The sequence below is a fragment of the Nonomuraea sp. MTCD27 genome (assembly GCF_041950495.1).
In the GTDB taxonomy this organism is placed as follows: domain Bacteria; phylum Actinomycetota; class Actinomycetes; order Streptosporangiales; family Streptosporangiaceae; genus Nonomuraea.
Genome location: NZ_JBGNUW010000003.1, coordinates 117513 through 143332 on the forward strand (window position 1 = coordinate 117513; position 25820 = coordinate 143332).

Sequence of the window (25820 nt, forward strand, 5' to 3'; positions counted from 1 at the left end):
AGCGGGGAAAAGTGACAATTCCCTACCCATTGACCACGTGAATGGGGTGTTGCACGACAGCGTCGAAGTGGTAGCCGAACGGGTGCCGGGGCGTGGTGAGGGGTTGCGTGGCGCCGGTCTCGTCGGTGGCGCGCGCCATGAGCAACCGCGTCCCCGTACGCTGCGGAGCCCACTCGACGTGCCAGGGGAGCCACGCGCTGACCAGGTGTTGCCCGTGGTGTTCGGCCTCGCGCCAATGGAGACCGCCGTCGAAACTGACCTCCACCCGTACGATCCTGCCCCGGCCCGACCAGGACCGCCCGCGCAGTACGTGTGGCCCGGGGAGGGGCAGGCGCGCATTCCAGGGAAGCTCGAATGCGCTCTTCACCGGCTGCGTCGTGACGTCGGGGTAAAACACCGTGTTCCATGGCGTGAAGAGCTTCGTCGTTGAAATTTCCAGGTCGCCGAGCCATTTGATGGAGGCTATTCCCACCCATCCCGGCACCACCAGCCGCACCGGAAATCCGTGGTCGGGCGGCAGCGGAACGCCGTTCATTTCGTAGGCGACGAGGACGTCGTCCATGGCCTTGTCGATGGGAAGCGGCCTGCGCACGTGCCCATGATCCTCGAACGGCGCGTCGAGCCCGGTGGGCAGCACGTCCACCGCCCCAGGCAGCACTCCGACCTCCTTGAGCAGGTGTTTCAGCGGCACTCCCCGCCACCGCGCCACCCCGATGGCTCCCAGCCCCCACTGCGTCCCGGGTGCGCCGTCGTGCTGCTGCGTCCGGTAGAACCGCCGTCCGTTGCCCGCGCACTCGATCGCCATGTCGAACGTACGCGACGGCATGGCCCGCAGATCCTCGTAGCCGAACTCGCGCGGACATCGCACTCCCGCCCCGTGCACGCGCAGTCGCCAGGTGGTGACGTCGATGAGCGGGGTGAAGGTGTGGTTCCGCACGAAGAACCGGTCGTTCGGGGTGTGGTAGCCCAGCCCCGCCATGGACTCCCAGCGCATCTCGGCGCTGTTGCCGTGCACCTTGAACAGGTGGTCGGGCAGCGGCTTCACGATCGTCGCCGTGGCTTGCTTCATGGAGCATCACCTCCTAGTACCTATTTCCTACCTGGAAACCATTTAATCTCCTCGCGCTGTCCGGCCGCATCCTCCATTGCCAAAATCTGGCGTATCGGTACGGGAACGTTCCAGCCCTGGACCTCTACCCGAGCCGGGGAGGCATACCCGAGCACGAGGTCGAACCAACCGGCGGGCTGACGGCTGGTGGCTGGTAGCAGGGGGTGCTTGTCAGGGGTGTGGTGTGGGCGGGCCCCGTGGGTGGAGCGGGTGTTGGTGGGTCAGGTGGGGGTGACGATTGCGGTGAACGGCTCGCCTGCGTTGAGGCGGTCGATCAAGGTCAGGAGGCCTGCGCTTTGCCCGTTGTCGTGGAGCCAGCGACTGACCTGGCAGGCCGACTTGGCGTAGGCGCCGGCGTCCTTGCTCGCGGCCGTCAACCACTCCTCGAGCGTGGTCGGGAGGGGGCCGGACGGCTCTGTGAGGCAGCGGTCCGGCTGCGTCTGCGGGGCGAGGTAGCGGGCGTCGTCGGAGACCACCACCGCTAAACCCTCGTCGAACCACTGGGGAACCGCCTCGGCCCCGGACGTGAGCCGGGTGTGCAGCTCGACGTGGGACATCTCGTGCGAGGCGATCACCGCGTTGAGGCCTCTCGGCGACAGCATCACCGCTCTGTTGAGCACTGCTATGCCGCGCTCCTTTCCGCCGCCGATGCGCTCATAACAGGCTTCCGTCACGCAGATGAGCAGGCTGGGGGAGCTCGTCTGGCGGCCGTAGAAGCCGGTGACCCGCTGGCGGGCCTCCCGCACCACCTGCTCCACCTGTCTCTTCTGCGCATCCGTCAGGCCGTCTTCCGTGTAGACGGACTCCTCCAGCTCGGTCAGGCCGTAGCAGCCGGGGCAGGTGGTCGCGGCCACGGAGGGGTAGGCCAGGGTCACCCCGGCGATGGCCACGGCGAGCAGGGCTGTGAGCACCGCGAGAATGCGCGTCCAGAGCTTGCGCGATTTCTTGGGCACGGAGTGCATCCTCCAGGTCTTCCTTCGGTGGGGTGCGAGGTGGCGAGGACACTCTCTCGTATTCTCGGGCGGGCCACATCCGACCAGGGTTTGCCATTCCGAGGGTGGAGCTCAGGGGTCCTGGCATGAGCCGGTGGTGGTGGCAGTTACGGTCAATGCACGCGCCGCCCCGCCGCTTGGCGTGCTGGTCGATCCGTGTGGGTTGGCATGACGGTCGCTCGCCCTTGGTGGGTGGGGTGACCGTCAGCGTGCGGGTGGGCGAGACCGTCAGTGTGTGCTGGCGTGGTCTGAGGTGGTGGCAGTTCTGAAGGTGGTGGAGGGCGCGTAACGGAGGCGGGGTGAGCCGGTGGTCTGCGGAACCGGCTTCCGTATGAAGGGTGTCTTCTCCGTCGTCGATGGTGGCGGCGTCCGATGCGTACGTGGCCGGTAGGGTCGCCCCGGGCGTATCGGAGTGAGAGGGAAGAACCTGGCGTGAATTTGGGCGTTGTCGGGCAGGCGGCTGGGTTGTTCGCCGTCACCAACATCGACGACATCTTGGTCTTGGCGTTGTTCTTCTCCCAGGGGGCCGGACGTCGGGGTGCGGCGGCGCGGGTGGTGGCCGGACAATACCTCGGCTTCCTCGGCATTCTGGCGGTGGCTGCGGCCGCCGCCTTCGGTGCGACCTTCCTGCCCGAACCCGTCCTGCCCTACCTGGGCCTGCTCCCGCTTGCCCTCGGGCTCAAGGCGGCCTGGCAGGCGTGGAAGGAGCGGCGCGACGCCCGCGAGGAAGCGCTCGGTGAAGAGCACGCCGGTGGGCCGAAGGTGCTGGAGGTCGCTGCGGTCACCTTCGCCAACGGCGGTGACAACATCGGTGTGTACGTCCCGGTGTTCGCCACGGCGGGGGCCGGCTCGATGAGTGTCTACATTGTCGTCTTCCTGGCCCTGGTCGCCGTGTGGTGCGCCGCTGGACGGTTCCTCGCCAACCGGCCGGTCGTCGCGCGGGCGCTGAGTCGATGGGGTCATGTCCTGCTGCCGATCGTGCTGATCGGCCTCGGTGTGCTCATCCTGGTCGAGGGCGGAGCCTTCGGCCTGTAAGGGACTTGCTGGGCGGAGGGGTGTGTCCGGGTCGTACTGCGGCGGGAGGAGCTGGGGGGTTGTGGCCTGTATGTGGCGGTGGGATCTGGTGATCGGGCTCGCGGTTGCGGTGGTGGCGTCCTGGGTGGCGCCGGTGATCGCGCCGGCTGTCGTACGGCCTCATGGGGGTTGTCGCGGGAGTTCCTGCGGCTGACCGCCTCTCCTCGCCGACTTTCCGCCTCCCAGGTTTCGGCAAAATGTCCAGATTTATGGCATTAAATCGGGATCTGCGAGAAGGGAGCTGCTGAGGTCTGTCCGGCGGAAGGAGACCATGCATGGGAGCCGTGAACCGCGTCCTCACCAGCGCCGCCCTCGCCCTCACCCCCCTCGCCGCCGCCCCGCCCGCTCCGGCGGGCGCCACGCCCCTGGCGGTCGGCACACCCCTGGCAGCCGGCACGCAGCAGTCGCCGACCTGCCACTACGTGAACGAGACGGACGAAGCGGCCCCCGTCAGGATGGGGCCCGGTAAGCAGTTCGGGAAGAAGGGCGAGCTCGCTCCCTCCAAGGAGCCCGTGCGCGCCACCTGCGCCGCCATAGGCCGGGGCCGCGAGCACTGGGTGCGGCTCAAGAGCGGTGAGCACAAGGGGTTCTGGGTCTGGCGTGACCGTCTTCAGCCCTGGAGCGGGTGATCGGTGAACACGTTCCAGCCCCTCCGGCGAGGCCCCTTATTACGGCGGTTGCACGGCCGCACGCGTCCCGCCGCACATGGCCCCACCCCATGCGGCCCCATCCCATGCGGCCCCGTCGCACGCGGCCCTCGCCAATCGGCGAGGGCCCGTAGGCGGGGCTGGGCTGGCGTGCAGGTTCGGGTCGAGGGGTTGAGGGGCCGAAGGGGGTGAGTGCCGGCCAGGGCCGGGGAAGGTCAGCGCTCGCAGGTGGCCCCTCGGCGGGCGGGGCCGGAGGTTAGTCGGGTCGGTGGGCGGTCAGCGGCCCAGGAAGGTGCGGAGCCGGTCGAGGGGCCAGGTGTTGATGACGTCGTCCGTGGTGAGCCAGGACCGTTGCGCGATCCCCACCCCGAACCGCTGGTTCGCCAGGTGCGGGATCGCGTGCGAGTCGCTGTCGATCGAGAACTTCACCCCATGGTGCTTGGCCAGCCGCACCAGGTCGGACGGCAGGTCGGAGCGGTCGGGGAAGGAGTCGATCTCCATGGCGGTGCCGGTCCTGGCCGCCGCGCGGAAGACGGCCTCCCAGTCGGCGTCCACCTGCTCCCGCTTGCCGATCTTGCGGGTCGTGGGGTGGCCGATGATGTCGACGTACGGGTTCTCGCAGGCGGCGATGAAGCGGCGGGTCATGTCGTCGCGGGACAGGCCGAAGTGCGAGTGCACCGATGCCACGCACACGTCGAACTCCCGCAGGATCTCCCCGGGCCAGTCCACCGAGCCGTCGGGGCCGATGTTGAGCTCGGTGCCGTGCAGGAGCCGCATGTCGGGATATTTCGCTTGCAGCTCGGCCACCCGGCCCCGCTGCTCCAGCGCCTTGTCCAGGGTCATGCGCTGCATCGCCAGGTCGGGCGCGTGGTCGGTGACCGCGTAGTAGGCGTAGCCACGGGCATGGCCGGCCGCCACCATGTCCTCCAGCGAGGCGATGCCGTCGGTCAGGTTGGTGTGGGTGTGCAGGTCGCCCTTGAGGTCGGCCAGCTCCACGAGGACCGGCAGCTCGCCCTTCAGCGCCGCCTTGACCTCCCCGCCGTCCTCGCGCATCGGCGGTGGTACGTACTGCATGCCGAGCGCGGCGTAGATGTCCTCCTCGGACTCGGCGGCGATCACCCGATCGCCCTCGAACAGCCCGTATTCGGACAGCTTCCAGCCCTTCTTCACCGCCATCTCCCTGATGGCGACGTTGTGCTCCTTGGAGCCGGTGAAGTATTGCATGGCCGCCCCCCACGACCCGGCCGGCACCACGCGCAGGTCCACCTGGAGGCCGGACGTGGTGCGGATCGAGGTCTTCTTGTCGCCGGCGGCGATCACGTCGGCGACATAGGGCTGGGCGCGGAAGTCTTCCATGATGGACTCGGGCGCCACCGCGAGGATGTCGATGTCGCCGATCGTGTCCTTCATCCGCCGCAGCGACCCCGCGTACGCGATGCGCTCGGCCTTCAGCGAGGCCATCACCTGCTCGGCCAGGGACATCGCGATGCCGATGTGCACCCTGCGGCCGGACTGATCCAGCTGGTCGATGCCCTTGAGCAGGTTGGCCAGGGTCTTCGGGCCCAGGCCCTTGACGCCGTCGAGACGACCGGAGGTGATCGCCTCGCTCAGCGCCGTGGTGGAGTCGATGCCGTAGTCCTCGAACAGCATGATCGCCGTCTTGGGGCCCAGCGTCGGCACCCGGGTCAGCCGCCGCACGCCCTCGGGCACGCGGCCCCGCAGGTCGTCGAGCTGCCGGAAGCTCCCCCGCTGCAGGAACTCCTCCATCTTCTTGGCGATCGCCTCGCCCACCCCGGGGACGCCGCGCACGTCGGCCACCGAGATGTCCTCGGGGAACCCGGCGATCGCCTTGGCCGCCTTCTGGTAGCTCCGCACCCGGAAGGCGTCGCCGCCGCAGAGCGCGAACAGCTCCGCGTATTCCTGCAGCGCCGCCGCCGCCTCCTCATTTGCCCGCATGCCCATACCTTAGGATCCCCGGCCGACAATCCCCGCCTGGCAACCGCCCGGCCGCCGTCCCGCAGCCGTCTCGCAGGCCCGTCTAGAAGCGCACCTCGCGCGGACGGTACGGCGCCTCCAGGAACGCCATCTCCTCCTCCGACAGCGACACCGACACGGCCGCCACGGCGTCGTCCACGTGCCGCTCCTTCGTGGCGCCCACGATCGGCGCGGTGACGCCGCGGTGCAGCAGCCAGGCCAGCGCGATCTGCGCGGCGGGCAGGCCGCGGTCCGTGGACACCTGCGCCACCCGGTCGATGATCAGCTTGTCGTTCTCCGGGTCGTACAGGTGGTCGATCCGCTCGTCCGACCCCGCCCTGGCCGTGGTGGCGGCCGCGCCGGCCCTGGCCAGCACGCCGCGGGCCAGCGGGCTCCACGGGATCACGCCCACGCCCTGGTCGGCGCAGAGCGGCAGCATCTCGCGCTCCTCCTCCCGGTAGAGGAGGTTGTAGTGGTTCTGCATGGAGACGAACCTCGTCCAGCCGTTGGCCGCGGCCGCGTGCTGCGCCTTGGCGAACTGCCAGGCCCACATGCTCGACGCCCCCAGGTAACGGGCCTTGCCCGCCCTGACCACGTCGTTCAGCGCCTCCATGGTCTCCTCGACAGGCGTCTCGTCGTCCCAGCGGTGGATCTGGTAGAGGTCCACGTAGTCGGTGCCGAGCCGCTTGAGCGAGGCGTCGATGGAGTCGAGGATGTGCTTGCGCGACAGCCCGCGGTCGTTGCGGCTCCGGCTCATCGGGAAATACACCTTGGTGGCCAGCACGTAATCCTCGCGCCGGCCGAAGATGGCGCGCAGCACCTCGCCGGTCACGACCTCGCTCGCGCCCGCGCTGTAGACGTCGGCGGTGTCGAAGAACGTCACTCCCGCGTCAGCGGCCCGGCGGACGAGGGGCTCGGCCTCCTCCCGCGCCAGCGCCCATTCCTGTCTCCTGGGATCGCCGTAGCTCATCATGCCCAGGCAAACTCTCGACACCTGCAAGCCCGTGTTACCAAGTCGCGTGTAATCCATACCGTTCACCCTATGACCCGAATGCCATGGCCACTGAACGGGTCAACAGGCAGTCAGGGCTGTCCAAAAGCGGAAATGACCTTTACACGGGCGACGCTGATCGGGTCGATTAGAGGAACGTTGCAAAACGGTGGGCGCTCTGGCGATGCGGCGAGCCGTGTCGAGACCGTGGTGGACCCGATACGCACCGGGGGTGAGGTGAAGGACACACACCGGGGACTCCTGTCCCGGGCGCGTGCCGAGCTCGACGACCTGTCGTCTCCGTACTGGGTGGGCGGACTCGGCCTGGTGGCGGGGATCGTCGGGCTGGCGGCTCCGGTGGTGATCGGGCTGGCCGGTGCGGGGATGCTGGCCGAGGGGGTCATGACGCTGCTCGTGCTGCTGGTGCTGCACGTCAAGTTCGTCACCGAGATCCCGGCGCGTCGCGCGAGCGGGTGGTGGATCGTGGCGGTGCAGGCGTGGCTGACCTACCTGCCGCTGACGGTGTTCGGGGCGGTGTGGACCCCGGTGTGCGGGCTGCTGACGGGCGCCCTGCTGGTGATGGCCGGCCGGATCCGCTCGATCGTGCTGGTCGCGCTGGCGCTTGCGTGCGGGCCGGTGGTGCTGGCCGCGCCGGAGCCGGCGACGATCCATCCGCTCTGGGCGGTCGCCGCCCCGCTGGTCGGCATCGCCGAGTACGCCGTGGTGACGCTCACCGGGCGGGCCCGGCGGCTGGGCGAGGCGCGTACCGAGGTCATGCGCAGGGCCGTCGCGCTGGAGCGCCGCCGCTTCACCCGGGACCTGCACGACCTGGTGGGCCACCGGCTCACGGTGCTGGTGCTGAAGGTGCAGCTCCTGGACCGGCTGGTGGCCGAGCGGGACGCGAAGGCGCAGGACGAGGTGGGCGAGGTGCTGGAGCTGCTGCGCAACCTGTCCGCCGACGTCCGGGCCGTGGCCCACGGCCTGCGCAGCTCCTCGCTGGCGGCGGAGCTGGGCTCGGCGCGGTCGCTGCTGGAGTCCGTACGGGTGCGCTGCCAGATCAGGGTGTCCTGCCGCGACCTGCCGGCCGAGGTGGAGGAGGCGCTCACGCACGCCCTGCGCGAGGGGGTGACGAACGTGCTCCGGCATGCCGAGGCCCGCCAGTGCTCCGTCCACCTGCTGGAACGCGACCAGATGGTCCGCCTGACGATCAGGAACGACGGCGTGCGCCCGCCGCGCCGCCCCGGCGAGGCCGGCCAGGGCCTGCTGAACCTGGCCGAGCGCGTCTCCGGCCTCGGCGGCTGGCTGGAGGCGACCTCCTCCAGGTCGGGGCAGTTCACGTTCAGCGTATACGTGCCACGAAAGAAATAACCGGCGCCCGGTCATTGGTGAGGAATGCACAAAGCGAAATTCAATAGCCACGCATCGGCAATGCATTATATGACTAGCCGAATGGCGTCCCCGGCGGGAAGCTCTAGACACATCGCCCTGGAGGTCCCCGCCAGATGGACAAGTACGAGCTGTATTGCCTTGTGGACCCGTGTTTCTACGACACCCTTGAGCACAGCACGGCCGCGGACGCCGACTTTCCCATTCTGCGCAGGTCACTGCCCGCCGGCTGGTCCACCGCCCTGACGGACACCTGGTGCTATTACGCCCCCGACAACGAGCCGCCCCTTCCCGCCCAGGGGTGGAAGATTCACGTCTCGGCCCGCGTGCCGGACGCCGAGAAAGCCATTGCCGCAGTATGGGATTATTGCCTGCCGCGCGGTATCGCGTTCAAGTTCCTGCGCGGTCTGCCCGTGCTCGTCATGGTCAACTCCAAGGCCGCCTCCAGGGCCTCCAGCGGCAAGCTGATCACCATCTATCCGAGGGACGAGGCCCAGCTCGAACTCGTCCTCAAGGAGCTCGACGAGCTCCTGCGCGACGTGCGCGGGCCGTACATCCTGAGCGACCTGCGCTACGGCACCGGCCCGCTGTTCGTCAGGTACGGGGGTTTCGCCGAGCGCCACTGCCTGTCCCCTTCCGGCGAGCGGGTGCTGGCCGTCGAGGACGGCGAGGGCAGGCTCGTGCCCGACGTGCGGGGTGCCACGTTCTCGGTGCCGCCGTGGACGACGTTGCCCGCCTTCCTGGAGCCGCAGCTCGCCGCGCGCAACGCCGTGACGACGACCGGGCTGCCGTACGACATCGAGCGCGTCCTGCACTTCTCCAACGGCGGCGGCGTCTACCTCGCCCGCGACAAGCGCTCGGGGGAGCAGGTGGTGCTCAAGGAGGCCAGGCCGCACGCCGGGCTGGACGCGGCCGGGCGCGACGCCGTCAGCCGGATCGAGCACGAGCGCGACATCCTCGAACGGCTGTCCGGGCTGCCGGCCGCCCCCGCGCTGCGCGGCTACTTCACGCTGGGCGAGCACCACTTCCTCGTCATGGAGTTCGTGGACGGCACGCCGCTCCAGCGGCGGCTGGTGCACCGCTACCCGCTGACCCGCGCCACCTGCACCGAGCGGGACCTCGCCGAGTACACCTCCTGGGCCGTCGAGACCCTCGACGAGGTGACGCGGGCGGTCGGTTCGCTGCACGAGCGCGACGTGGTCTTCGGCGACCTGCACCCCGACAACATCCTGCTGGCCGACGACGGCCGGGTGGCGCTGATCGACTTCGAGGTCGCCACGCTCGCCGGCGACCAGGGCCGCGCCGCGCTCGCCCACCCCGCCTTCGCCCCGCCCGCAGACCGGCAGGGCGTGGACGTGGACCGGTACGCGCTGGCCTGCCTGCGCCTGGGCCTGTTCGCCCCGCAGTGCACGATCATGCTGCCGCTGCACCGGCCGAAGGTGGCGCACCTGGGGGAGATCGTCAAGGAGACCTTCCCCGTGCCCGGCTCCATGATCGACGAGGCCGTCTCGACCATCGCGGGCAGCGCCCCGGACACCGCTCCGGACGCCACCCCCTTGCCCATGCCCGGGACGGCGGGCTGGCCGGAGCTGCGCGACGCCATGGCCAGGGCCATCCTGGCCGGCGCAACGCCGGAGCGGGACGACCGCCTGTTCCCCGGCGACGTGGCCCAGTTCCGCCCCGGTGGCGGGCTCGACCTGGCCCACGGCGCGGCCGGCGTGCTCTTCGCCCTCGCCTGCGCCGGGCTCGGCCCCTACCCCGAGTACGAGCGCTGGTTGCGCGAGCGCGCCCGCCGCCCGGTCCAGGGCTCCGGCCTCGGCCTGTACGACGGCCTGCACGGCATCGCGTACGTCCTCGGCCTGCTCGGACACGACCAGGACGCGAACGACCTGATCGACGTCTGCCTGCGCGAGAAGTGGGAGCGCCTGGAATCGGCCCTCATCTCCGGCCTGTCCGGCATCGGGCTGAACCTGCTCCGCTTCGGCCGCACCGACCTGGCCCTGCGCGCGGTGGACATCTGCGCCGGGCGGCTCGACACCCCCGTACCCGACATCAGCGGCGGCGCCGGCCCGCGCGCCGGGCTCATGCACGGATCCTCGGGCCCCGCGCTGCTGTTCCTGCACGCCTACGAGCGCACCGGCGACGCGGCGCTGCTCGACCTGGCGGCCACCGCGCTGCGGCAGGACCTGCGCCGCTGCCGGCACTCCGAGGACGGCTCGCTCCAGGTGAACCAGGGGTGGCGGCTGCTGCCGTACCTGGACGAGGGGTCCGCCGGCATCGCCCTGGTCGTCGAGCGCTACCTGCGGCACCGGCACGACGAGGCGTTCGCGACGGCGCTGGCCGAGCTGCGGCTCGCCGGCCGCGCGGGCTTCTTCGTGCAGGCGGGGCTGTTCACCGGCCGCGCGGGGATGCTCGCCGCGGGCGCCGGCGACCTCACCGAGCTGGTGAAGGGGCTGCGGTGGCACGCGCTCCCGTACGGCGGCGGGCTGGCCTTCCCCGGTGACCAGCTCCTGCGCCTGTCCATGGATTTCGCGACCGGAACGGCCGGCGTGCTCTTCGCCCTCGGTGCAGTGCTGGGCGAGCGGCCCTGCCATCTGCCGTTCCTCGAGGCCGCACCCGAGCGGCCTGTCCCCGACCACACCACGGAAGGAGGTGTACGACATGGTACTTCTCGACCTGCAGGGTCTTGAGGCTCCCGCGGCCAGCGACGTGGCCAGCGGCGGCAGCACGTTGACCGTTCTCTCCTGCCACTCCGGCAAGCCCAGCAATCTCAGTGTCGCTCTCTGCCACTGATCTCGTGATATAGGTCCCGCGCCGGCCAGGACGGCGCGGGACCACTCCCAGCTACGGAGGAGGGCGCGGCGTGCGGGCAGGTGACCGGCTCGTGATCGGCGCGGTACGGCGCGGGGGCCCCTGGCCCGCCGTGCTGGCCGTCACGGCGATCATGGGGGCGGCCGGCGAGCTGGCCATCCCGTACCTCATCGGCCGCACCGTCGACGCCCTCGTCGCCCGCCAGGCGGGCGGCACCCCCTGGCTCGCCCTCTGCGCCTGCGCGGTCGCCGCCGTCATGCTCTGCGAGAGCCTCGGCGTCTGGGCGCGCGGCGCCAGCGGCGCCCACGCCGCCGCCACGCTCCGCTCCGGCCTGCTGCGGCACGTGCTCGGCACCGGGCCCGCGGCCACCCGCCGCTTCCCCGAAGGCGAGCTCGTCACCCGAGCCGGCCTGAACGCCGAGGAGGTCGGCCGCGCGCCGGAGACGGTGACCAGCGCGCTCGCGCTGCTCGTGCCCACGGCGGGCGCGCTGGTCGCCCTCACCCTCATCGCCCCCGTCCTGACGCTGACGCTCGGGGCGGGCATCGTCGTCATCGTCCTGGTCCTGCGGGGCTTCCTGCGCACGACGACCGCCATCGCCGGCGGCTACCAGGAGGTGCAGGGCGAGATCGCCGCCCGCCTCGTGGACGCCATGGACGGCGCGCGCACGATCGCCGCCGCCGGCACCGCCGCGCAGGAGGCGGGACGCGTGCTGGCGCCGCTGCCGGGGCTGCGCGCGCACGGGATGGAGCTGTGGCGGGCCAACGCCTCGGCCGCCGTGCGCTCGGGCCTGGTCGTGCCGCTGCTGGAGGTCGCCGTGCTGGCCGTGGGCGGTTTCATGCTCGCCGCCGGCGACCTCACGATCGGCGAGCTGTACGCGGCCGCCCGCTACGCCGTGCTCGGGGCGGCGCTCAGCACGGCGCTCGGCCACGTCAGCGGCCTGGCCAGGGCGCGCGCCGCCGCCGAGCGCGTGTCCGCGGTCCTCGACCTGACGCCGGTCGCGCACGGCACTCGCACGCTCCCGCCCGGACCCGGGACGGTCGAGTTCCGGGACGTCGCCGCGAACGGCCTGGCCGTCGGCGACCTCACGCTCCCCGGCGGCTCGGTGACCGCCGTGGTGGGGCGGTCGGGGGCGGGCAAGTCGCTCCTTGCCGCCATGGCGGGCCGGCTGACCGACCCCGAGCGCGGGACCGTCCTGCTCGACGGGGTCCCGCTGGAGGAGCTGACGGGCGAGGAGCTGCGACGGGCCATCGGGTACGCCTTCGAACGCCCGGTACTGGTCGGCGAGACGATCGGCGACGCCATCGCCCCGGACCCCGTGCCCGGCCGTGTGGCCGAGGCGGCCGGGGCCGCGTGCGCGGACGCGTTCGTGCGCCGGCTGCCCCTCGGCTACGCCACCCCGCTCAGGGACGCGCCCATGTCCGGCGGCGAGCGGCAGCGGATCGGCCTGGCCAGGGCCTTCGCCCAGGGGGAGCGGCTGCTGGTGCTCGACGACGCCACCTCCAGCCTCGACACCGTGACCGAGCGCCAGGTCGGCCGGGCACTCACCACCGACCACCACGGCCGCACCCGCCTGATCGCGGCCCACCGGCTCGCCACCGCCGCCCGTGCCGACCAGGTCGTCTGGCTGGAGGACGGGACCGTGCGCGCGTGCGGGCCGCACCACGTGCTGTGGCAGGACCCGGCCTACCGGGCGGTCTTCCAGGGGGACGCGACATGAACGCGCCGGAGGGCGGACGAGCGATGTTCTGGCGGGCGCTGCGGCGGGAGCCGGGGCAGCTCGTCAGGCTGGGGCTCTGGTCGGTGGTGGAGGCGGCGCCCGCGTTCCTCATCGGGCACGCCGTCGCCCGCGCCATCGAGGACGGGTTCGCCCCGGCCGAGCCGCTGGTCGGGCTCGGCTGGCTGGCGGCGCTCGGCCTCACGTGGCTGGCCGGGGCGGTGGCCGCGCGGCAGGTCGTGCTGGCCGTCGCGGCGGTCGCGGAGCCGTTCAGGGACGACCTCCTCGCGCACGTCGTCGAAGGGGCCCTGCGCCAGGAGCCGGGCGCAGGCCGGGACAGCGCCGCCGTGGCCAGGGCCGGGCTGCAGGTCGAGCTGGCCAGGGACGCGTTCGCGGCGGTGGTGACCACCGTGCGCGGGTTCGTGTTCACGCTGGTCAGCGTCGTTCTGGGGCTGCTGACGCTGGCCCCGGAGACGATCGTGCTGGTGCTGCCGCCGTTCCTGGCCGGGCTCGGGCTGTTCCTGGCGTCGCTGCCCGCGCTGGGCCGGCGGCAGCGCGCCTTCCTCGTGGCCGACGAGCACCTCGCCGAGGCGATGACCGACATGGCGGGCGGGCTGCGCGACATCGAGGCGTGCGGCCTGCGGGAGCGCGTGGCCGGGCGGCTGGACCGGAAGGTCGCGGCGCAGGCCGCCGCCGCCCGCGCGCTCGCCGGGGTGACCGCCGTCCGCACCGCCGCGCTCGCCGTCGGCGGCTGGCTGCCCGTCGTCCTCGTGCTGGCCGGCACGCCCTGGCTGCTCGACAGCGGGCTCGGCCCCGGCGTGATCGTCGGCACCCTCGCGTACGTCACCCAGTCCCTGGCCCCGGCGCTCGGCGGCCTCGTGCAGGGGCTCGGCGTCAGCGGCGTCCGGCTCGCCGCCTCGCTCGGCCGCATCCTGGCCATGGCCCCGCCCGCCCCGCCGCCCGCCCCGCGCATCCGGCCCCTCACCTCGGACGTGCGGTTCGACGCCGTCACCTTCGCCTACGGCCCCCGCTCGGCCCCCATCGTCGAGGGCCTGGACCTCACCGTTCCCGAGGGCGACCACCTGGCGGTCGTGGGCCCCAGCGGCGCGGGCAAGTCCACGCTCGCCGCTCTGGTCAGCGGCCTGCTGCGGCCCGGCGAGGGGGAGGTGCTGGTCGGGGGCGTGCCCGCCGGCCGGCTCGACCCGGCCGCCCGCGTGCTGATCCCCCAGGAGGCGTACGTGTTCCGCGGCACGCTGCTGGAGAACCTCGCCTACCACGCCCGCGACGCCGGGCGGGCCCGGGTGGAGGCGGCCGTCGAAGCGGTCGGGGCCACCGGGCTGGTGGCCGGGCTGGGCGGGTACGCGGCGGTGGTCGAGCCCCGCGTCCTGTCGGCCGGGCAGCGGCAGCTCATCGCCCTCGTCCGCGCCTACCTCGCCCCCGCCCCCCTCGCCGTCCTGGACGAGGCCACCTGCCACCTCGACCCCGCCGCCGAGGCCAGAGCCGAGGACGCGTTCGCCAGGCGGGGCGGCACGCTCATCGTGGTCGCCCACCGTCTCTCCTCCGCCCTGCGCGCCCGCCGCGTCCTGCTCATGAACGGCCCCCAGATCACCCTCGGCACCCACGACGAGCTGGTCAGGCGATCCCCCCTGTACGCCGACCTGGCCGGCCACTGGCACCCGGAGCCCGTGTCATGAAATTTCCAGACAGCTATCCGCCCGCCGAACGCCTCCCCATCACCGACCACCGCCACGGCCACCCGATCGACGACCCGTACCGCTGGCTGGAGGACCCCGCCGACCCCCGCACGCGCGCCTGGCTGGCGGCGCAGGACCGGCTGTGGCACGACAGCGCCGCCAGGCTGGCCCATCGGGAGCGGTTCCTGGCCCGGCTGACCGAGCTGGGGGAGACGGGCCTGGTGACCACGCCGGTGTGGCGCGGCCGCAGGCGCTTCCACCTGCGCCAGTCCACCTCCCAGGAGCACCCGGTGCTCTGCTGCGACGACCGCGTCGTGCTGGACCCCATGGAGCTGGACCCCACGGGGCTGACGACGCTGGACGACTGGCAGCCCGACCTGGAGGGCCGGCGCCTGGCGTACCAGATCTCGCGGAGCGGGGACGAGCGGGCGGACCTGTACGTGCGGGAGGTCGGCTCGGGGGCCGTCGTCGACGGACCCATCGGCGGCTGCCGTTATTCGGCGGTCGCCTGGCTGCCGGGCGGCGAGGCGTTCTACTACGTGCGCTTCCGCCAGGGCGTGCTGCTGCACCGGGTGGGCGTGCGGGGGGACGACATCCCGGTCTTCACCAGGGGCCCGGTGTCGTACGGCGTGCAGATCAGCCCCGACGGCCGGTGGCTGACGGTCTCCGCGGGCACCGCGTCGGGCGGCTCGCTCTGGCTGGCCGACCTGTCCAAGGGGGATCCGGCGGTCCCGAGGCTCCGCCCCGTACAGGACGGGTCGCATGCCCGGACGGCCGGGGCGGTGGCCTGCGACGGCCGCCTGTACCTCCTCACGGATCGCGACGCGCCCCGGCGCCGGCTCTGCGTCGCCGACCCCGGGGAGCCCGGAGTGTGGCGCGAGCTCGTCCCGGAGGACCGGGAGGCGGTGCTGGGCGCGTTCACGGTGCTCGACGGGGACCGGCTGCTCGTGTCGAGGACGCAGCACGCGGTCGGCGAGATCGCCGTGCACCACTCCCGTACCGGCGAGCGGCTGGGCACCGTGCCGCTGCCCGGCAGCGGCACGGTCGCCTCGCTCACCTCGCGCCCCGAGGGCGGCCACGAGGCGTGGTTCGCCTACACCGACGCGGTCACCCCCGCCGAGATCTGGCGCTACGACGCCCGCACCGAGGCCGCCACGCTCTGGGCCGCCGCGCCCGGCCGCGTCACGCTGCCCGCCGTGAGCAGCCGGCACATCGAGTACGCCTCCGCCGACGGCACCCCCGTGCGCATGGTCGTCGTGGCCCGCCCCTCGGACGGCGGCCCGCGCCCGACGATCCTCAGCGGGTACGGCGGCTTCGGCATCCCCCTCATGCCCGGCTACGCCGCCGACTCCCTGGCCTGGGTCGAGGCGGGCGGCGTGCTGGCCATCGCGAACCTGCGCGGCGGCGGCGAGGAGGGGGAGGCGTGGCACCGGGACGGCATGCTGGAGCGCAAGCAGAACGTGTTCGACGACTTCGTGGCCGCCGCCGAGAAGCTGATCGCCGACGGCTGGACGACGCCGGACCGGCTCGGCATCTGGGGCGAGTCGAACGGCGGCCTGCTCGTCGGCGCCGCCGTCACCCAGCGGCCCGACCTGTTCGCCGCCGCGGTGTGCTCGGCGGGGCTGCTCGACATGGCCCGCTTCCACCTCAGCGGCCTGGGCCCGTCCTGGACCGGCGAGTACGGCGACCCCGAGGACCCCGAGCACCTCGGCTGGCTGCTCGGCTACTCGCCCTACCACCACGTCGGCAAGGGCACGGACTACCCGGCGACGCTGTTCACCGTCTCGGCGGCCGACACGCGCGTGGACCCGATGCACGCCCGCAAGATGTGCGCCGCCCTGCAGTGGGCGACGGGCGGGGACCGGCCGGTCCTGCTCAGGTACGAGCCGGACGTGGGCCACGGCGCGCGGGCGGTCAGCAGGTCCGTCGGGCGGGCCGCCGACGTGCTGGCCTTCCTGGCGGCCCACACGGGCTCAGATCCAGCCTGACTCCCTGGCGATGCGGACGGCGTCGATCCGGCTGCGCGCCCCCAGCTTGGCCGCGGTCCTGGACAGGTAGTTCCGCACCGTGCCCTCGGCCAGGTAGAGCGAGGCCGCGATCTCCCCGATCGACGCCCCGTCCGCCGCGGCGCCGATCACGTCCAGCTCGCGCGGCGTCAGCGGCGCGTCGGCCGGTCGCATGGCCGCGATCGCCAGCTCCGAGTCGATGACCCGCTCGCCGTCGGCGACCCTCCGGATCCCGTCCGCCAGCCGGCCGGGCGGCGCGTCCTTGGCCATGAACCCGCGCACGTGCACGTCGAGCGCCCGCTTGAGCAGCCCGGGCGTGCCGACGCCGGTCAGGATGAGCACCCCGCACCCGGGTAACTCCTTGTGCAGCTCGCCGGCGGCGGCGAGCCCGTCCTTGCCGGGGAGGGCGATGTCGATCACCGCCACGTCGGGACGGCAGGCGCTGGCCGCGGCGAGGATGCGGTCTCCCCGCTCCACCTCGGCCACGACCTCGATGTCGTCCTCATAGGCCAGCAGCGCCACGAGCGCCCCTCGTACCAGGTGCATGTCCTCTGCGAGCAACGTTCGAATCACCATGCGTCCTTGCGGTCGACCAGGCTTGCAACGTCTGCGGGCCCCCTTATCCTGCCGTATTGACCCAATTGTGAAAAGTCCTTCTAGATATGCGGCAAATAACGTGCAGAATTCGGCTGATGTCGATGTGCCCTATCAAGCGCCCGGTTTTGTGAGGGATGCTGACGACCATGAACCCCCGCGTGCGGCCACTTCCCCCCGAAGAGTGGGACGACTTCACGAAGGCCCATCCGTACAACGTGTTCGCCACCCTCGCCCGCCACCCCGACCTGTACCGGGCATGGCTGCGCTTCGGTGGCGCGCTGCTGAACGGCACGCTGCCCGCCCGGGACCGGGAGCTGGCCATCCTGCGCACCGCCTATCACAGCGACAGCGCCTACGAGTGGGCCCAGCACGCCCGCATCGCCCGCGAGGCTGGGCTCACCGGCCAGGAGATCGAGTCGGTGCGCCACCCGGACGCCCTCTGGTCGGTCGAGGACCAGCTCGTGCTCCAGGTGGCCGACGACCTCCACTACGCCGGCGACCTCACCGACGCGACGTGGGCGGCCCTGTGCGACCGCTACGACGAGGTGGGCAGGATCGAGCTGGTCATGCTGGTGGCCCACTACGGCATGCTGGCGCTGGTGCTCAGAACGCTCCGGGTGCAGATCGAGGAGTGATGATCGTGACGCCCGGCACCGAGCCGATCGAGGCCAGCGCCTTGCCCGTGTCCGCGAGCCCGATCGTGCGGGTGACGAGCTGGTCGGGGTGCAGGATCCCGGCCCTGATCATCTCCAGCATCGGCGGGTAGGCGTGCGCGGCCATGCCGTGGCTGCCCAGCAGCCGCAGCTCGTGGCCGATCACCCGGTCCATCGGCACCGGCGTCGGACCGCCCGGCAGCAGCCCCACCTGGACGTGCCGGCCCCGGCGGCGCAGGCTCTCGATGGCGGCGGCGCACGTCTGCGGGCTGCCCAGCGCGTCGATCGACACGTGCGCGCCGCCCCTGGTCAGCTCCCTGACCTGGGCCGCCGCGTCGCCCGCGGAGCCGTTGACGAAGTGCGTGGCCCCGGCCCGCTCGGCCAGGTGCAGGGCGTCGGTGCTGATGTCCACGGCCACGACCCGCGCCCCGGCGGCCGTCGCGATCATCACGGCGGACAGGCCCACGCCGCCGCACCCGTGCACGGCCACCCATTCCCCCGGGCGCACCTGGCCCACCTGGGCCACGGCGCGGAAGGCGGTGGCGAAGCGGCAGCCGAGACCGGCCGCGGTGGCGTAGGCCATGTCCTCGGGGACGGCGACCAGGTTGACGTCGGCGTGGTCGATGGCGACGTACTCGGCGAACGAGCCCCAGTGGGTGAAGCCCGGCTGCGTCTGCCGCTCGCAGACCTGCTGCTCGCCGGTGGCGCAGGACGGGCAGGTGCCGCAGGCGCAGATGAACGGGACGGTCACGCGCGCCCCGGGCGCCCAGCCCCGCACGTCGGGGCCGACCGCCTCCACCACGCCCGCCAGCTCGTGGCCCGGAACGTGGGGCAGGATCTTGATGTCGGGATCGTGTCCTTGCCAGCCGTGCCAGTCGGACCGGCACAATCCCGTCGCCTCGACTCTGATCACCGCTCCGTGCGGGGCGGGAGACGGGTCTGGCAGCTCGCGGACGTCGAGCTCGCCACCGAAGATGTCAAAGGCAACCGCTTTCATCTCATGAGCTTAGGGTCAACTGCCGCAGCTCGCGCAAGGCCTGGTGCGAGGGTGAGCCCGGTTCGGTGGTGTAGAGCACAAGGCGCAGGTCATCGCGGTCGGGCACCGGCATGACCTGGCAGATCGTGTCGATCGGGCCGACCACCGGGTGATTGATCCGCTTGCGCTGCTCCCTGCGCACCTCGACCTCGTGCCTGGCCCACAGCTCGGCGAACTGGGGGCTGAGCGCGAGCATCTCCGTCACCAGCGCCTGGAGGGCGCGGTCCTCGGGATAGCGGCCGGCGGCGATCCGCAGGTCGGCCACGGAGGCGCGGGCGAAGCGGCCCTTCTCGTCGTGGTCGAAGAAATCGGCGATGTCGGGGGACATGAAGACCCAGCGGATGACGTTGCGCCGCTCGGGCGGCAGGGTGTCCAGGTCGCCCATGATGGCGGCGGCCATGGGGTTCCAGGCGCGCAGGTCGTAGCGGGCGTCCAGGACGTACGCCGGCACCTCCTCCAGGTACGCGATCAGGTGCAGCAGGCTCCCGGGCACGTCCTCCCTGATCCGCGGCGGGTCCAGCGGCTGGCCCGCGAGCTGGAACAGGTGCGTGCGCTCGTCCTGGCTCAGCATGAGCGCCCTGGCCAGCGCGTTCAGCACCTGCCGCGACGGGTGCGGGCCGCGCCCCTGCTCCAGCCGGATGTAGTAGTCGATCGACATGCCCGCGAGCTGCGCGACCTCCTGCCTGCGCAGGCCGGGCGTGCGGCGGCTCCCGCCGCCCGGCAGGCCCATGTCCGCCGGGGTGACCCGGGCGCGCCTGGCACGGAGGAATGTGGCGAGTTCGTCGCGGTTCATGCCTCCATCCTCGGCGACGGAGGCATCGCGTGGGTGGTACTGCCGATCCCAGCCTCTCCAGGTCTCTCCCGAACCGCGTTGACCTCGGCGAACGTGGAGGCATGACGAAGATCGCGCTCATCACGGGCGCCAACAAGGGCATCGGCTACGAGATCGCGCGGCTGCTGGCCGAGCAGGGTGTCACCGCGATCGTCGGGGCGCGCGACGAGGAGCGCGGCCGGGCCGCCGCCGAGCGGCTCGGGCAGCCGTACGTGCGGATCGACGTGACCGACGAGGACAGCGTGGCCGCCGCCGCGAAGTGGATCGACGGCGCGTACGGCCGGCTCGACATCCTGGTCAACAACGCCGGGATCACCGGCGGCTTCGCCCCCCTGCAGCCCAGCGCCACCACGGCCGCGCTGGTCAGGCAGGTCTACGAGACCAACGTGTTCGGCGTCGTCACCGTGACCAACGCCATGCTGCCGCTGCTGCGCGAGTCGGAGGCCGGCCGGATCGTGAACATGTCGAGCGAGCTCGGCTCGCTGGCCATGGCGAGCGACCCGGAGAGCCCGTTCGGGGCGTTCAACCACCTGCCGTACAACTCCTCCAAGACCGCGCTCAACATGATCACCGTCTGCTACGCCAAGGAGCTGGCGGGCACCCCGATCAAGGTGAACGCGGCCAACCCCGGCTACTGCGCCACCGACCTCAACGAGCGCACCGGGTTCCGCACGGCCGAGCAGGGCGCGGCCATCGCCGTACGGCTGGCGACGCTCGGCGCCGACGGTCCCACCGGGGCCTATCTGGAGGATGCCGGCAGTATCCGCTGGTGAGGTGTCAATGCTGGTAAATCGGACAGAGGGTGGTGATGGGAAGAGATCTGGATAAAGAGCGATTTACTGAGGCGGAGTACGTCCGCTTCGGGGAACGCATCCAGGAGCAGCTCGCCGTGCTGCGCGGGCTGCTCGATACCCCCGGCTTCGGCCAGGGCCCGGCTACGATCGGGGCCGAGCTGGAGCTGTTCCTGATCGACGAGGAGGGGCGGCCGCTGCCGCACAACAGCCAGGTGCAGGAGGCGCTGGACGACCCCCGAGTCGTGCTGGAGCTGGGGCGCTACAACATCGAGGTGAACCTGACCCCCATACCCCTGGAGGGCACGCCCTTCGAGGTGATGAGCGACGAGGTGCAGGAGACGATCACCAAGGTGGACGGGGCGGTCGAGGGCGGGGGCGCGCTGCCCATCGGCATCCTGCCCACGCTCGACACCGAGGACTTCACGCTGGGCGCGATGAGCGACCAGAACCGTTACCGGGCCATGAGCAGGGGGATCAGGCGGCTGCGGCTGGAGCCGTTCCTGGTCAAGATCGACGATCTGGAGCTCTCGGTGGAGGACGTGATCCTCGAGAGCGCCAACACCTCCTGGCAGGTGCACATCCGCACGCCGCCGGAGCGCTTCGCCCGGCTGTTCAACGCCGCCCAGCTCGCCATCGGGCCGGTGCTGGCGGCGTGCGGCAACTCACCGTTCTTCCTGGGGCGGGAGCTGTGGGAGGAGACGCGCATCGCGCTGATGGAGGAGGCCGCCGACGACCGGGACGTGCAGCGGCGCGAGCGGCGGGACGGGCGGGTGACGTTCGGCTCGGACTGGGTGCGGGAGGGGGCGTACGAGCTGTTCGAGCGGTACGTACGCGACTACGACCCCGTGGTGCCCGATCTGACGGAGGGGGCGGAGCCGCACGAGGTGCCGGAGCTGCGCCTGCACCAGGGCACGATCTGGCAGTGGAACCGCCCCGTCTACGACCCGGTGGACGGTGGCCACCTGCGGATCGAGATGCGCGCGCTGCCCGCGGGGCCATCGTGCGCGGACATGGCGGCGAACACCGCCTTCCTGCTCGGGCTCACGTTGTCGCAGGCCGAGCGGGACCTGACCGGCTACCGGTTCGCCACGGCGTACCAGAACTTCTACCACGCGGCCATGCACGGGCTGGACGCCAAGCTCTCCTGGCCCGGCAGCGAGGGCGAGTTCGAGGCCGCCGAGCTGGTGCTCACCCTGCTGCCCGAGGCGCGCGAAGGGCTGCTCGGCGCGGGGGTGGCGCCGCACGACGCCGACCGCGCGCTGGGCGTGATCGCGCAGCGGACGCGGACGCGGCGCACCGGCTCGGTGTGGCAGCGGGAGGCGCTGGCGCGCTTCGGCGGGGACCGGCGCCGGCTCGTGCGGCGCTACCGCGAACTGGCGTTGTCGGGGTTGCCCGTGCATTTGTGGAAGTGATCGCCAACCTTGGCCGTCCCCGATCCGTCAAACTGGTCAAGAGACGGAAAAGGTGAGGGAGATATGGCGGCTTCGGGGATGGTTCCCACCGATAAAGCCCCTTATGCCCTGGTTCGGGCGACGGGTGACCTGGCGGAGGGGGCGGCCAAGCTGGCGGGCGAGGTCGGCAGCACCGCCGTCGAAGCGGTGCTGGCGGGGGCCAACAGAGTCGCCAGGAGGAAGGGCGCCGCCGGGGCGATGGGCGCGATGCGCCCGAAACCGGCCGAGTGGTACGCCTTCGACGACAAGGACCAGGACACCCCCGACTGGTACCCGCAGGGCCTCACCGGCAGCGACGACTCGGGCAACATCGGCGTGCCGGCGTTCATCGTGAGCTGGTACTTCAAGCCGGAGGCCGGCGAGCGGGGGATCAGGGTGTCGTTCCTGAGCCCCACGTCGCTGAAATACCAGCACGCGCTGCTCGTGGTGGCCGCGCCGGACGGGTCGTACGCGCCGATCGACATCCACGCCGGCGGCATCGCCTGCTACGGCGACCTGCTCTACGTCGCCGACACCAAGCGCGGCCTGCGCGTCTTCGACCTGAACAACCTGCTCGACCTGCGCACCGCCCAGAACGACCTGGGCGAGGCCAAGCGGGTCGGGCGCCACGGCGGCAAACTGCACGCCTTCGGCTACCGCTACGTCATCCCGCAGACCGACTTCTGGAAGGTGGCCAAGGCCGGGCCGCACTTCTCGTTCGTCTCGATCGACCGCAGCGGCGGGACGCCGCGGCTGATCACGGGCGAATACCAGGACAAGAAGACCGACGGCTGGGTCGGGCGCTGGGATCTCGACCTGGCCGGGGGCGAGCCCGTCGACGCGTTCGTCATGGGCCACGCCAAGATCCAGGGGGCGACCTCGCACGGTGGCACGTGGTATCTGAGCCAGTCCGCCGGCGCCGCCGCCAACGGCAGGCTGCTGGTCTACCAGGGCGGCGAGCCGGCGATCCGGCCGTTCCCGATCGGGCCGGAGGACCTGACCGTGCAGGGTGGCAAGCTGTGGAGCGTCACCGAGTTCAGGGGCAAGCGGGCGGTCTTCGGCGTCAGCCTCTGAGATGCCGCTGCAGGACCTCGCGGTAGCGGCGGTCGAAGTCGTCGTAGCGGGCGCGCAACCGCGCGCCCGGCCACCCGGCCGGTAGCAGCTCCTCGGGCAGCAGCGGGTCGGCCAGCAGGTGGCGCAGCACCGCGGCCGAGACGAGGAAGCCCTCGGCCAGCCCCTCGGCCCGGTCGAGGGCCCGCTCCAGCGCGCCGGCCTCGGCGGCCCAGCCGTCGAGGTCCCACAGCAGGGGAGTGGGGTCGCGTCGCGGGTGGCCGTCGATCAGCGTGCACTGCGCGGTGACGATCTCGGGCAGCGCGCGCACCAGGTTCGCCGGCCGCAGCCAGGTGCCCTCGCGCAGCTCGGCCAGGCGCAGCGCGCCCATCGCGTGCCGGAACGCGGCCCGGTCGGCGGGCGCGCGCCGCTCGGCCGTTACCACGGCCACCTCCCACGTGCCGTCCCACGGCCTCGTGTGCGGGTCGCGGCTCTCGTCCTGCCTGGCCTGGCGCTCGACGAGCCGCTCCGACAACGTGTACTGGCCGTCCGCCGGCAGCAGGTCGCCGGCCGCCACCATGCGCGACAGCGCCACCCTGACCGTGCCCTCCGCGATGCCGAACAGGGCCCCGATGCGCACCAGGTGGCGGGCCGACAGGCGGGGCGGGTGGCTGCCGAGCAGCGCGCTCAGGACCGCCGATCGGGCGCTCAAGGTATTGTTACGCTCTTCCATCGCGTGTCGAGTATATGTAACACTCGCGAGTATGGGCCGGTATCTCATCGAAGCTTTCGACCGCGGCGACCGCAGCGACCGCTACGCCACCGAGCGCTACCAGGGCGCGGCCGGGCGGAACTGGTGGCGCTGCGACCCCACGCTGCGCCTGCTCATGCGGCGGCACCTGGGGGAGGAGGGCCTCGCCTGGGCGGAGCCGTACCTGGACAGGCTGGGCGAGCTGACCGGTGGCCTCGTCGCCGAGTGCGCCGAGGAGACCGACCGCAACCCACCCCGGCTGGAGAAGTACGACAAGTGGGGCAGGGACGTCAGCCAGGTCGTCATGCCGCCGTCGTTCCACACCGCCCGGCGGGCGCTGATGGACAACAACTTCACCTCCCCGTCGTTCGCCGAGCAGGCCCGCGCGCACGGGGCGGATCCGTCCGCGCTGGCCGCGGCGTGGACGTACCTGCTCGATCAGGCCGACATCGGGATGGGCTGTGCGCTCGGCACGGGCGGGGACATGGTGGTCTCGCTCGCCGAGAAGCACGCGCCGCCGGACGTGCTCGAACGGGTGCGGGAGATCTTCGCCGACGGCTACTACTCGGGCGAGGCCGCTCAGATGTTCACCGAGCGGACCGGCGGCTCCGACCTGGCGGCGCTGGAGACCCAGGCCGAGCCCGACGGGGAGTCGTGGCGGGTGTCCGGGTTCAAGTGGTTCGCCTCCAACGCCAACGGGTCCGCCTTCGTGGTGCTGGCCAGGCTGCCGGACGGCGCCGTGGCCCCGTTCCTGGTGCTGTGGGAGCGGCGCGACGGCAGCCGCAACGGGGTGCGCATCCGGCGGCTCAAGGACAAGCTCGGCACCAGGTCGGTCGCGTCGGCGGAGGTCGAGTTCACCGAGGCGGAGGCGTTCCTGCTGGCGGGCGCGGGCTCCGGCTCGGGGCTCGGGACGATGATGAAGCTCACCAACGCCTCCCGGCTCGGCGTGGCCATGATGGGTGTCGGCGTGGCCAGGCGGGCGCTGGTGGAGTCGATCTGCTACGCCAGGGCGCGCGAGGCGTTCGGCCGGCCGCTCATCGAGCAGCCGCTGATGCGCCGCAAGCTGGCCGAGCTGATCGTGGAGGTCGAGGCCGCGCAGGCGATGGTGTTCGACGGGCTCGCCGGGCCCCGGCTGCGCCTCGCGCCCGCCCTGATCAAGCTGCGCGCCGCCCGGCTCGGCGTGACCGCGGCGAGCGACGCGATCGAGGTGCACGGCGGCAACGGCTACATCGAGCAGTGGCCGGTGGCCCGGCTGCTGCGCGACGCCCAGGTCAACCCGATCTGGGAGGGCGGCGACAACATCCTCTGCCTCGACGTGCGGCGCGCCATGCTCAAGGAGCAGGCCCACCTGCCCTTCCTCGACCGCCTGCGCGCCCTGGCCACCTCCGACCTGGTGCGGGCGCGGATCGACGACCTGGCCAAGGCGATCGAGGCGTGGTCCGCGCTGGAGCGCTCGGTGGCCGAGGAGCGGCTCTACCCGCTGGCGCAGTTCATGGCCGACGTGTACGCCGCCGCGCTGCTGGAGGACCAGGCCGCCTGGGGGCTCGACGACGGGCGCAAGGCCCTCGTGGCCCGCCTGTACGCCGAGGCGCACCTCGTGGACCACGGCCCGCTGCGCGGCATCGACCGTACGGCGGAGGTGCCGTTCGACGAGCTGCTGGAGGGCGCCGTCAGCTTCTAGAGAGTGGCCATCCGAGCATCACCGCCCAGCTCCGCCGATCTGCCGGGTGATCGACGGGTCGGTGATCTCCGTGTCGGCGGCCAGCAGGAACGCCTTCGACAGGACGATCGACAACATGCCGCCGTCCTCCTCGAACGGCAGGAAGACCTGGTCGCCGGCGCCGCCGGGGACGATGCACAGATAGGCGTCGTTGGGCTCCATGAGGATGTTGCCCGAGCCCAGGTGGATCTTGTAGGTGCGCAGGTCGCCGCGGACCACGAGGAAACGGTCGGTGAGCGTGCACCGGCCGGCGATGGACAGGCGGGGCAGCAGCCGGGTCAGGGCGTCGCGGCGGACCCGGTGGTGCGCCACAGCCCGCCGACCCCGTTCCTGGACCAGGCGGGCGCGTTGTCCAGCACCTGCCGGAGCATCCGGCGGCGCCGCTCGTCCGCCGGGACCGTGCAGAACCTCTCGTGCGCCCATAAACCGAACACCTCGTCGTGCTCGTCGCCCATGGGCTTGCCGGCCTCGTAGGCCGCGTCGAGCCGGGCGAACTCCCGCCGGTCCGCGTTGCTGAGGTAACCCCAAGCGTCCACCGGAACACCGTCCTGGTCCGTGAG

23 protein-coding genes are annotated in these 25820 nt (G+C 72.0%); 13 read left to right on the plus strand and 10 right to left on the minus strand.

The window, feature by feature from the left end; translation table 11 throughout:
• Positions 1 to 22: 22 nt before the first annotated feature.
• Positions 23 to 1069 carry a sulfite oxidase gene (locus ACBJ59_RS08675; protein ID WP_375109628.1) on the minus strand — a complete coding sequence of 349 codons (1047 nt, stop codon included), beginning with the start codon at positions 1067 to 1069 and terminating at the stop codon, positions 23 to 25.
• A gap of 260 nt (positions 1070 to 1329) precedes the next feature.
• The gene (locus tag ACBJ59_RS08680; protein WP_375109629.1) at positions 1330 to 2061 is read right to left on the minus strand and encodes a hypothetical protein; all 732 of its coding nucleotides are present in this window, start codon (positions 2059 to 2061) and stop codon (positions 1330 to 1332) included.
• A 471-nt stretch (positions 2062 to 2532) separates the two neighbouring features.
• Between ACBJ59_RS08680 and ACBJ59_RS08685 the strand changes: the two genes are divergently transcribed.
• Both ACBJ59_RS08685 and ACBJ59_RS08690 read left to right on the plus strand, forming a co-directional pair.
• Positions 2533 to 3135, plus strand: coding sequence for a cadmium resistance transporter (locus tag ACBJ59_RS08685; protein ID WP_375109630.1), 603 nt, complete (start codon positions 2533 to 2535; stop codon positions 3133 to 3135).
• 314 nt (positions 3136 to 3449) lie between these two features.
• Positions 3450 to 3803: a hypothetical protein gene (locus ACBJ59_RS08690; RefSeq protein WP_375109631.1), complete on the plus strand. Its 354-nt coding sequence runs from the start codon at positions 3450 to 3452 to the stop codon at positions 3801 to 3803.
• A gap of 294 nt (positions 3804 to 4097) precedes the next feature.
• Here ACBJ59_RS08690 and polX read toward each other — a convergent pair whose 3' ends face one another.
• Both polX and ACBJ59_RS08700 read right to left on the minus strand, forming a co-directional pair.
• Positions 4098 to 5777 (minus strand): DNA polymerase/3'-5' exonuclease PolX, encoded by a 1680-nt coding sequence (gene polX / locus ACBJ59_RS08695; RefSeq protein WP_375109632.1) that lies wholly within the window; start codon positions 5775 to 5777, stop codon positions 4098 to 4100.
• A gap of 82 nt (positions 5778 to 5859) precedes the next feature.
• Positions 5860 to 6825, minus strand: a complete 966-nt coding sequence (locus ACBJ59_RS08700) for an aldo/keto reductase (protein ID WP_375109633.1) — start codon at positions 6823 to 6825, stop codon at positions 5860 to 5862.
• 198 nt (positions 6826 to 7023) lie between these two features.
• Between ACBJ59_RS08700 and ACBJ59_RS08705 the strand changes: the two genes are divergently transcribed.
• From ACBJ59_RS08705 to ACBJ59_RS08730, 6 genes are all read left to right on the plus strand, one after another.
• Positions 7024 to 8154, plus strand: a complete 1131-nt coding sequence (locus ACBJ59_RS08705) for a sensor histidine kinase (protein ID WP_375109634.1) — start codon at positions 7024 to 7026, stop codon at positions 8152 to 8154.
• 134 nt (positions 8155 to 8288) lie between these two features.
• Positions 8289 to 10862 (plus strand): class III lanthionine synthetase LanKC, encoded by a 2574-nt coding sequence (lanKC, locus tag ACBJ59_RS08710; protein ID WP_375109635.1) that lies wholly within the window; start codon positions 8289 to 8291, stop codon positions 10860 to 10862.
• Entirely contained in the window at positions 10834 to 10965 is a 132-nt protein-coding gene (locus ACBJ59_RS08715; protein ID WP_103955008.1) for a SapB/AmfS family lanthipeptide, read from the plus strand. Before lanKC ends, ACBJ59_RS08715 begins: the two co-directional genes overlap by 29 nt.
• 70 nt (positions 10966 to 11035) lie before the next feature.
• Positions 11036 to 12700 (plus strand): ABC transporter ATP-binding protein, encoded by a 1665-nt coding sequence (locus ACBJ59_RS08720; RefSeq protein WP_375109636.1) that lies wholly within the window; start codon positions 11036 to 11038, stop codon positions 12698 to 12700.
• The gene (locus ACBJ59_RS08725; protein WP_375109637.1) at positions 12697 to 14391 is read left to right on the plus strand and encodes an ABC transporter ATP-binding protein; all 1695 of its coding nucleotides are present in this window, start codon (positions 12697 to 12699) and stop codon (positions 14389 to 14391) included. The genes ACBJ59_RS08720 and ACBJ59_RS08725 overlap by 4 nt, the downstream gene beginning before the upstream one ends.
• A complete protein-coding gene (locus ACBJ59_RS08730; protein WP_375109638.1) occupies positions 14388 to 16379 on the plus strand; it encodes a prolyl oligopeptidase family protein in 1992 nt (663 codons plus the stop codon). The genes ACBJ59_RS08725 and ACBJ59_RS08730 overlap by 4 nt, the downstream gene beginning before the upstream one ends.
• On the opposite strand, the gene ACBJ59_RS08735 is transcribed toward ACBJ59_RS08730, so the two are convergent.
• Positions 16365 to 16970 (minus strand): response regulator transcription factor, encoded by a 606-nt coding sequence (locus ACBJ59_RS08735; protein WP_364122083.1) that lies wholly within the window; start codon positions 16968 to 16970, stop codon positions 16365 to 16367. The two genes, ACBJ59_RS08730 and ACBJ59_RS08735, sit on opposite strands and share 15 nt — an antisense overlap.
• A 170-nt stretch (positions 16971 to 17140) precedes the next feature.
• Here ACBJ59_RS08735 and ACBJ59_RS08740 point away from each other — a divergent pair, with 170 nt between their 5' ends.
• Positions 17141 to 17629 (plus strand): carboxymuconolactone decarboxylase family protein, encoded by a 489-nt coding sequence (locus ACBJ59_RS08740; RefSeq protein WP_375109639.1) that lies wholly within the window; start codon positions 17141 to 17143, stop codon positions 17627 to 17629.
• Here ACBJ59_RS08740 and ACBJ59_RS08745 read toward each other — a convergent pair.
• Positions 17598 to 18644: a zinc-dependent alcohol dehydrogenase family protein gene (locus ACBJ59_RS08745; RefSeq protein ID WP_375109640.1), complete on the minus strand. Its 1047-nt coding sequence runs from the start codon at positions 18642 to 18644 to the stop codon at positions 17598 to 17600. The two genes, ACBJ59_RS08740 and ACBJ59_RS08745, sit on opposite strands and share 32 nt — an antisense overlap.
• 1 nt (position 18645) lies before the next feature.
• Positions 18646 to 19476 (minus strand): helix-turn-helix transcriptional regulator, encoded by an 831-nt coding sequence (locus ACBJ59_RS08750; protein ID WP_375109641.1) that lies wholly within the window; start codon positions 19474 to 19476, stop codon positions 18646 to 18648.
• A gap of 101 nt (positions 19477 to 19577) precedes the next feature.
• Between ACBJ59_RS08750 and ACBJ59_RS08755 the strand changes: the two genes are divergently transcribed.
• From ACBJ59_RS08755 to ACBJ59_RS08765, 3 genes are all read left to right on the plus strand, one after another.
• Positions 19578 to 20288 carry an SDR family oxidoreductase gene (locus tag ACBJ59_RS08755; protein WP_375109642.1) on the plus strand — a complete coding sequence of 237 codons (711 nt, stop codon included), beginning with the start codon at positions 19578 to 19580 and terminating at the stop codon, positions 20286 to 20288.
• 35 nt (positions 20289 to 20323) lie between these two features.
• A complete protein-coding gene (locus tag ACBJ59_RS08760; RefSeq protein WP_375109643.1) occupies positions 20324 to 21721 on the plus strand; it encodes a glutamate--cysteine ligase in 1398 nt (465 codons plus the stop codon).
• Positions 21722 to 21784: 63 nt separating this feature from the next.
• The gene (locus ACBJ59_RS08765) at positions 21785 to 22813 is read left to right on the plus strand and encodes a hypothetical protein (protein WP_375109644.1); all 1029 of its coding nucleotides are present in this window, start codon (positions 21785 to 21787) and stop codon (positions 22811 to 22813) included.
• Here ACBJ59_RS08765 and ACBJ59_RS08770 read toward each other — a convergent pair.
• Positions 22803 to 23522 (minus strand): PaaX family transcriptional regulator C-terminal domain-containing protein, encoded by a 720-nt coding sequence (locus ACBJ59_RS08770; RefSeq protein WP_375109645.1) that lies wholly within the window; start codon positions 23520 to 23522, stop codon positions 22803 to 22805. The two genes, ACBJ59_RS08765 and ACBJ59_RS08770, sit on opposite strands and share 11 nt — an antisense overlap.
• Before the next feature lie 31 nt (positions 23523 to 23553).
• Here ACBJ59_RS08770 and ACBJ59_RS08775 point away from each other — a divergent pair, with 31 nt between their 5' ends.
• Positions 23554 to 25221, plus strand: a complete 1668-nt coding sequence (locus tag ACBJ59_RS08775) for an acyl-CoA dehydrogenase family protein (RefSeq protein WP_375109646.1) — start codon at positions 23554 to 23556, stop codon at positions 25219 to 25221.
• An 18-nt stretch (positions 25222 to 25239) separates the two neighbouring features.
• Here ACBJ59_RS08775 and ACBJ59_RS08780 read toward each other — a convergent pair whose 3' ends face one another.
• Both ACBJ59_RS08780 and ACBJ59_RS08785 read right to left on the minus strand, forming a co-directional pair.
• A complete protein-coding gene (locus ACBJ59_RS08780) occupies positions 25240 to 25572 on the minus strand; it encodes a hypothetical protein (RefSeq protein ID WP_375109647.1) in 333 nt (110 codons plus the stop codon).
• Complete coding sequence (locus ACBJ59_RS08785; protein WP_375109648.1) at positions 25539 to 25796, minus strand: hypothetical protein; 258 nt, start codon at positions 25794 to 25796, stop codon at positions 25539 to 25541. The genes ACBJ59_RS08780 and ACBJ59_RS08785 overlap by 34 nt, the downstream gene beginning before the upstream one ends.
• Between the last annotated feature and the right edge of the window lie 24 nt (positions 25797 to 25820).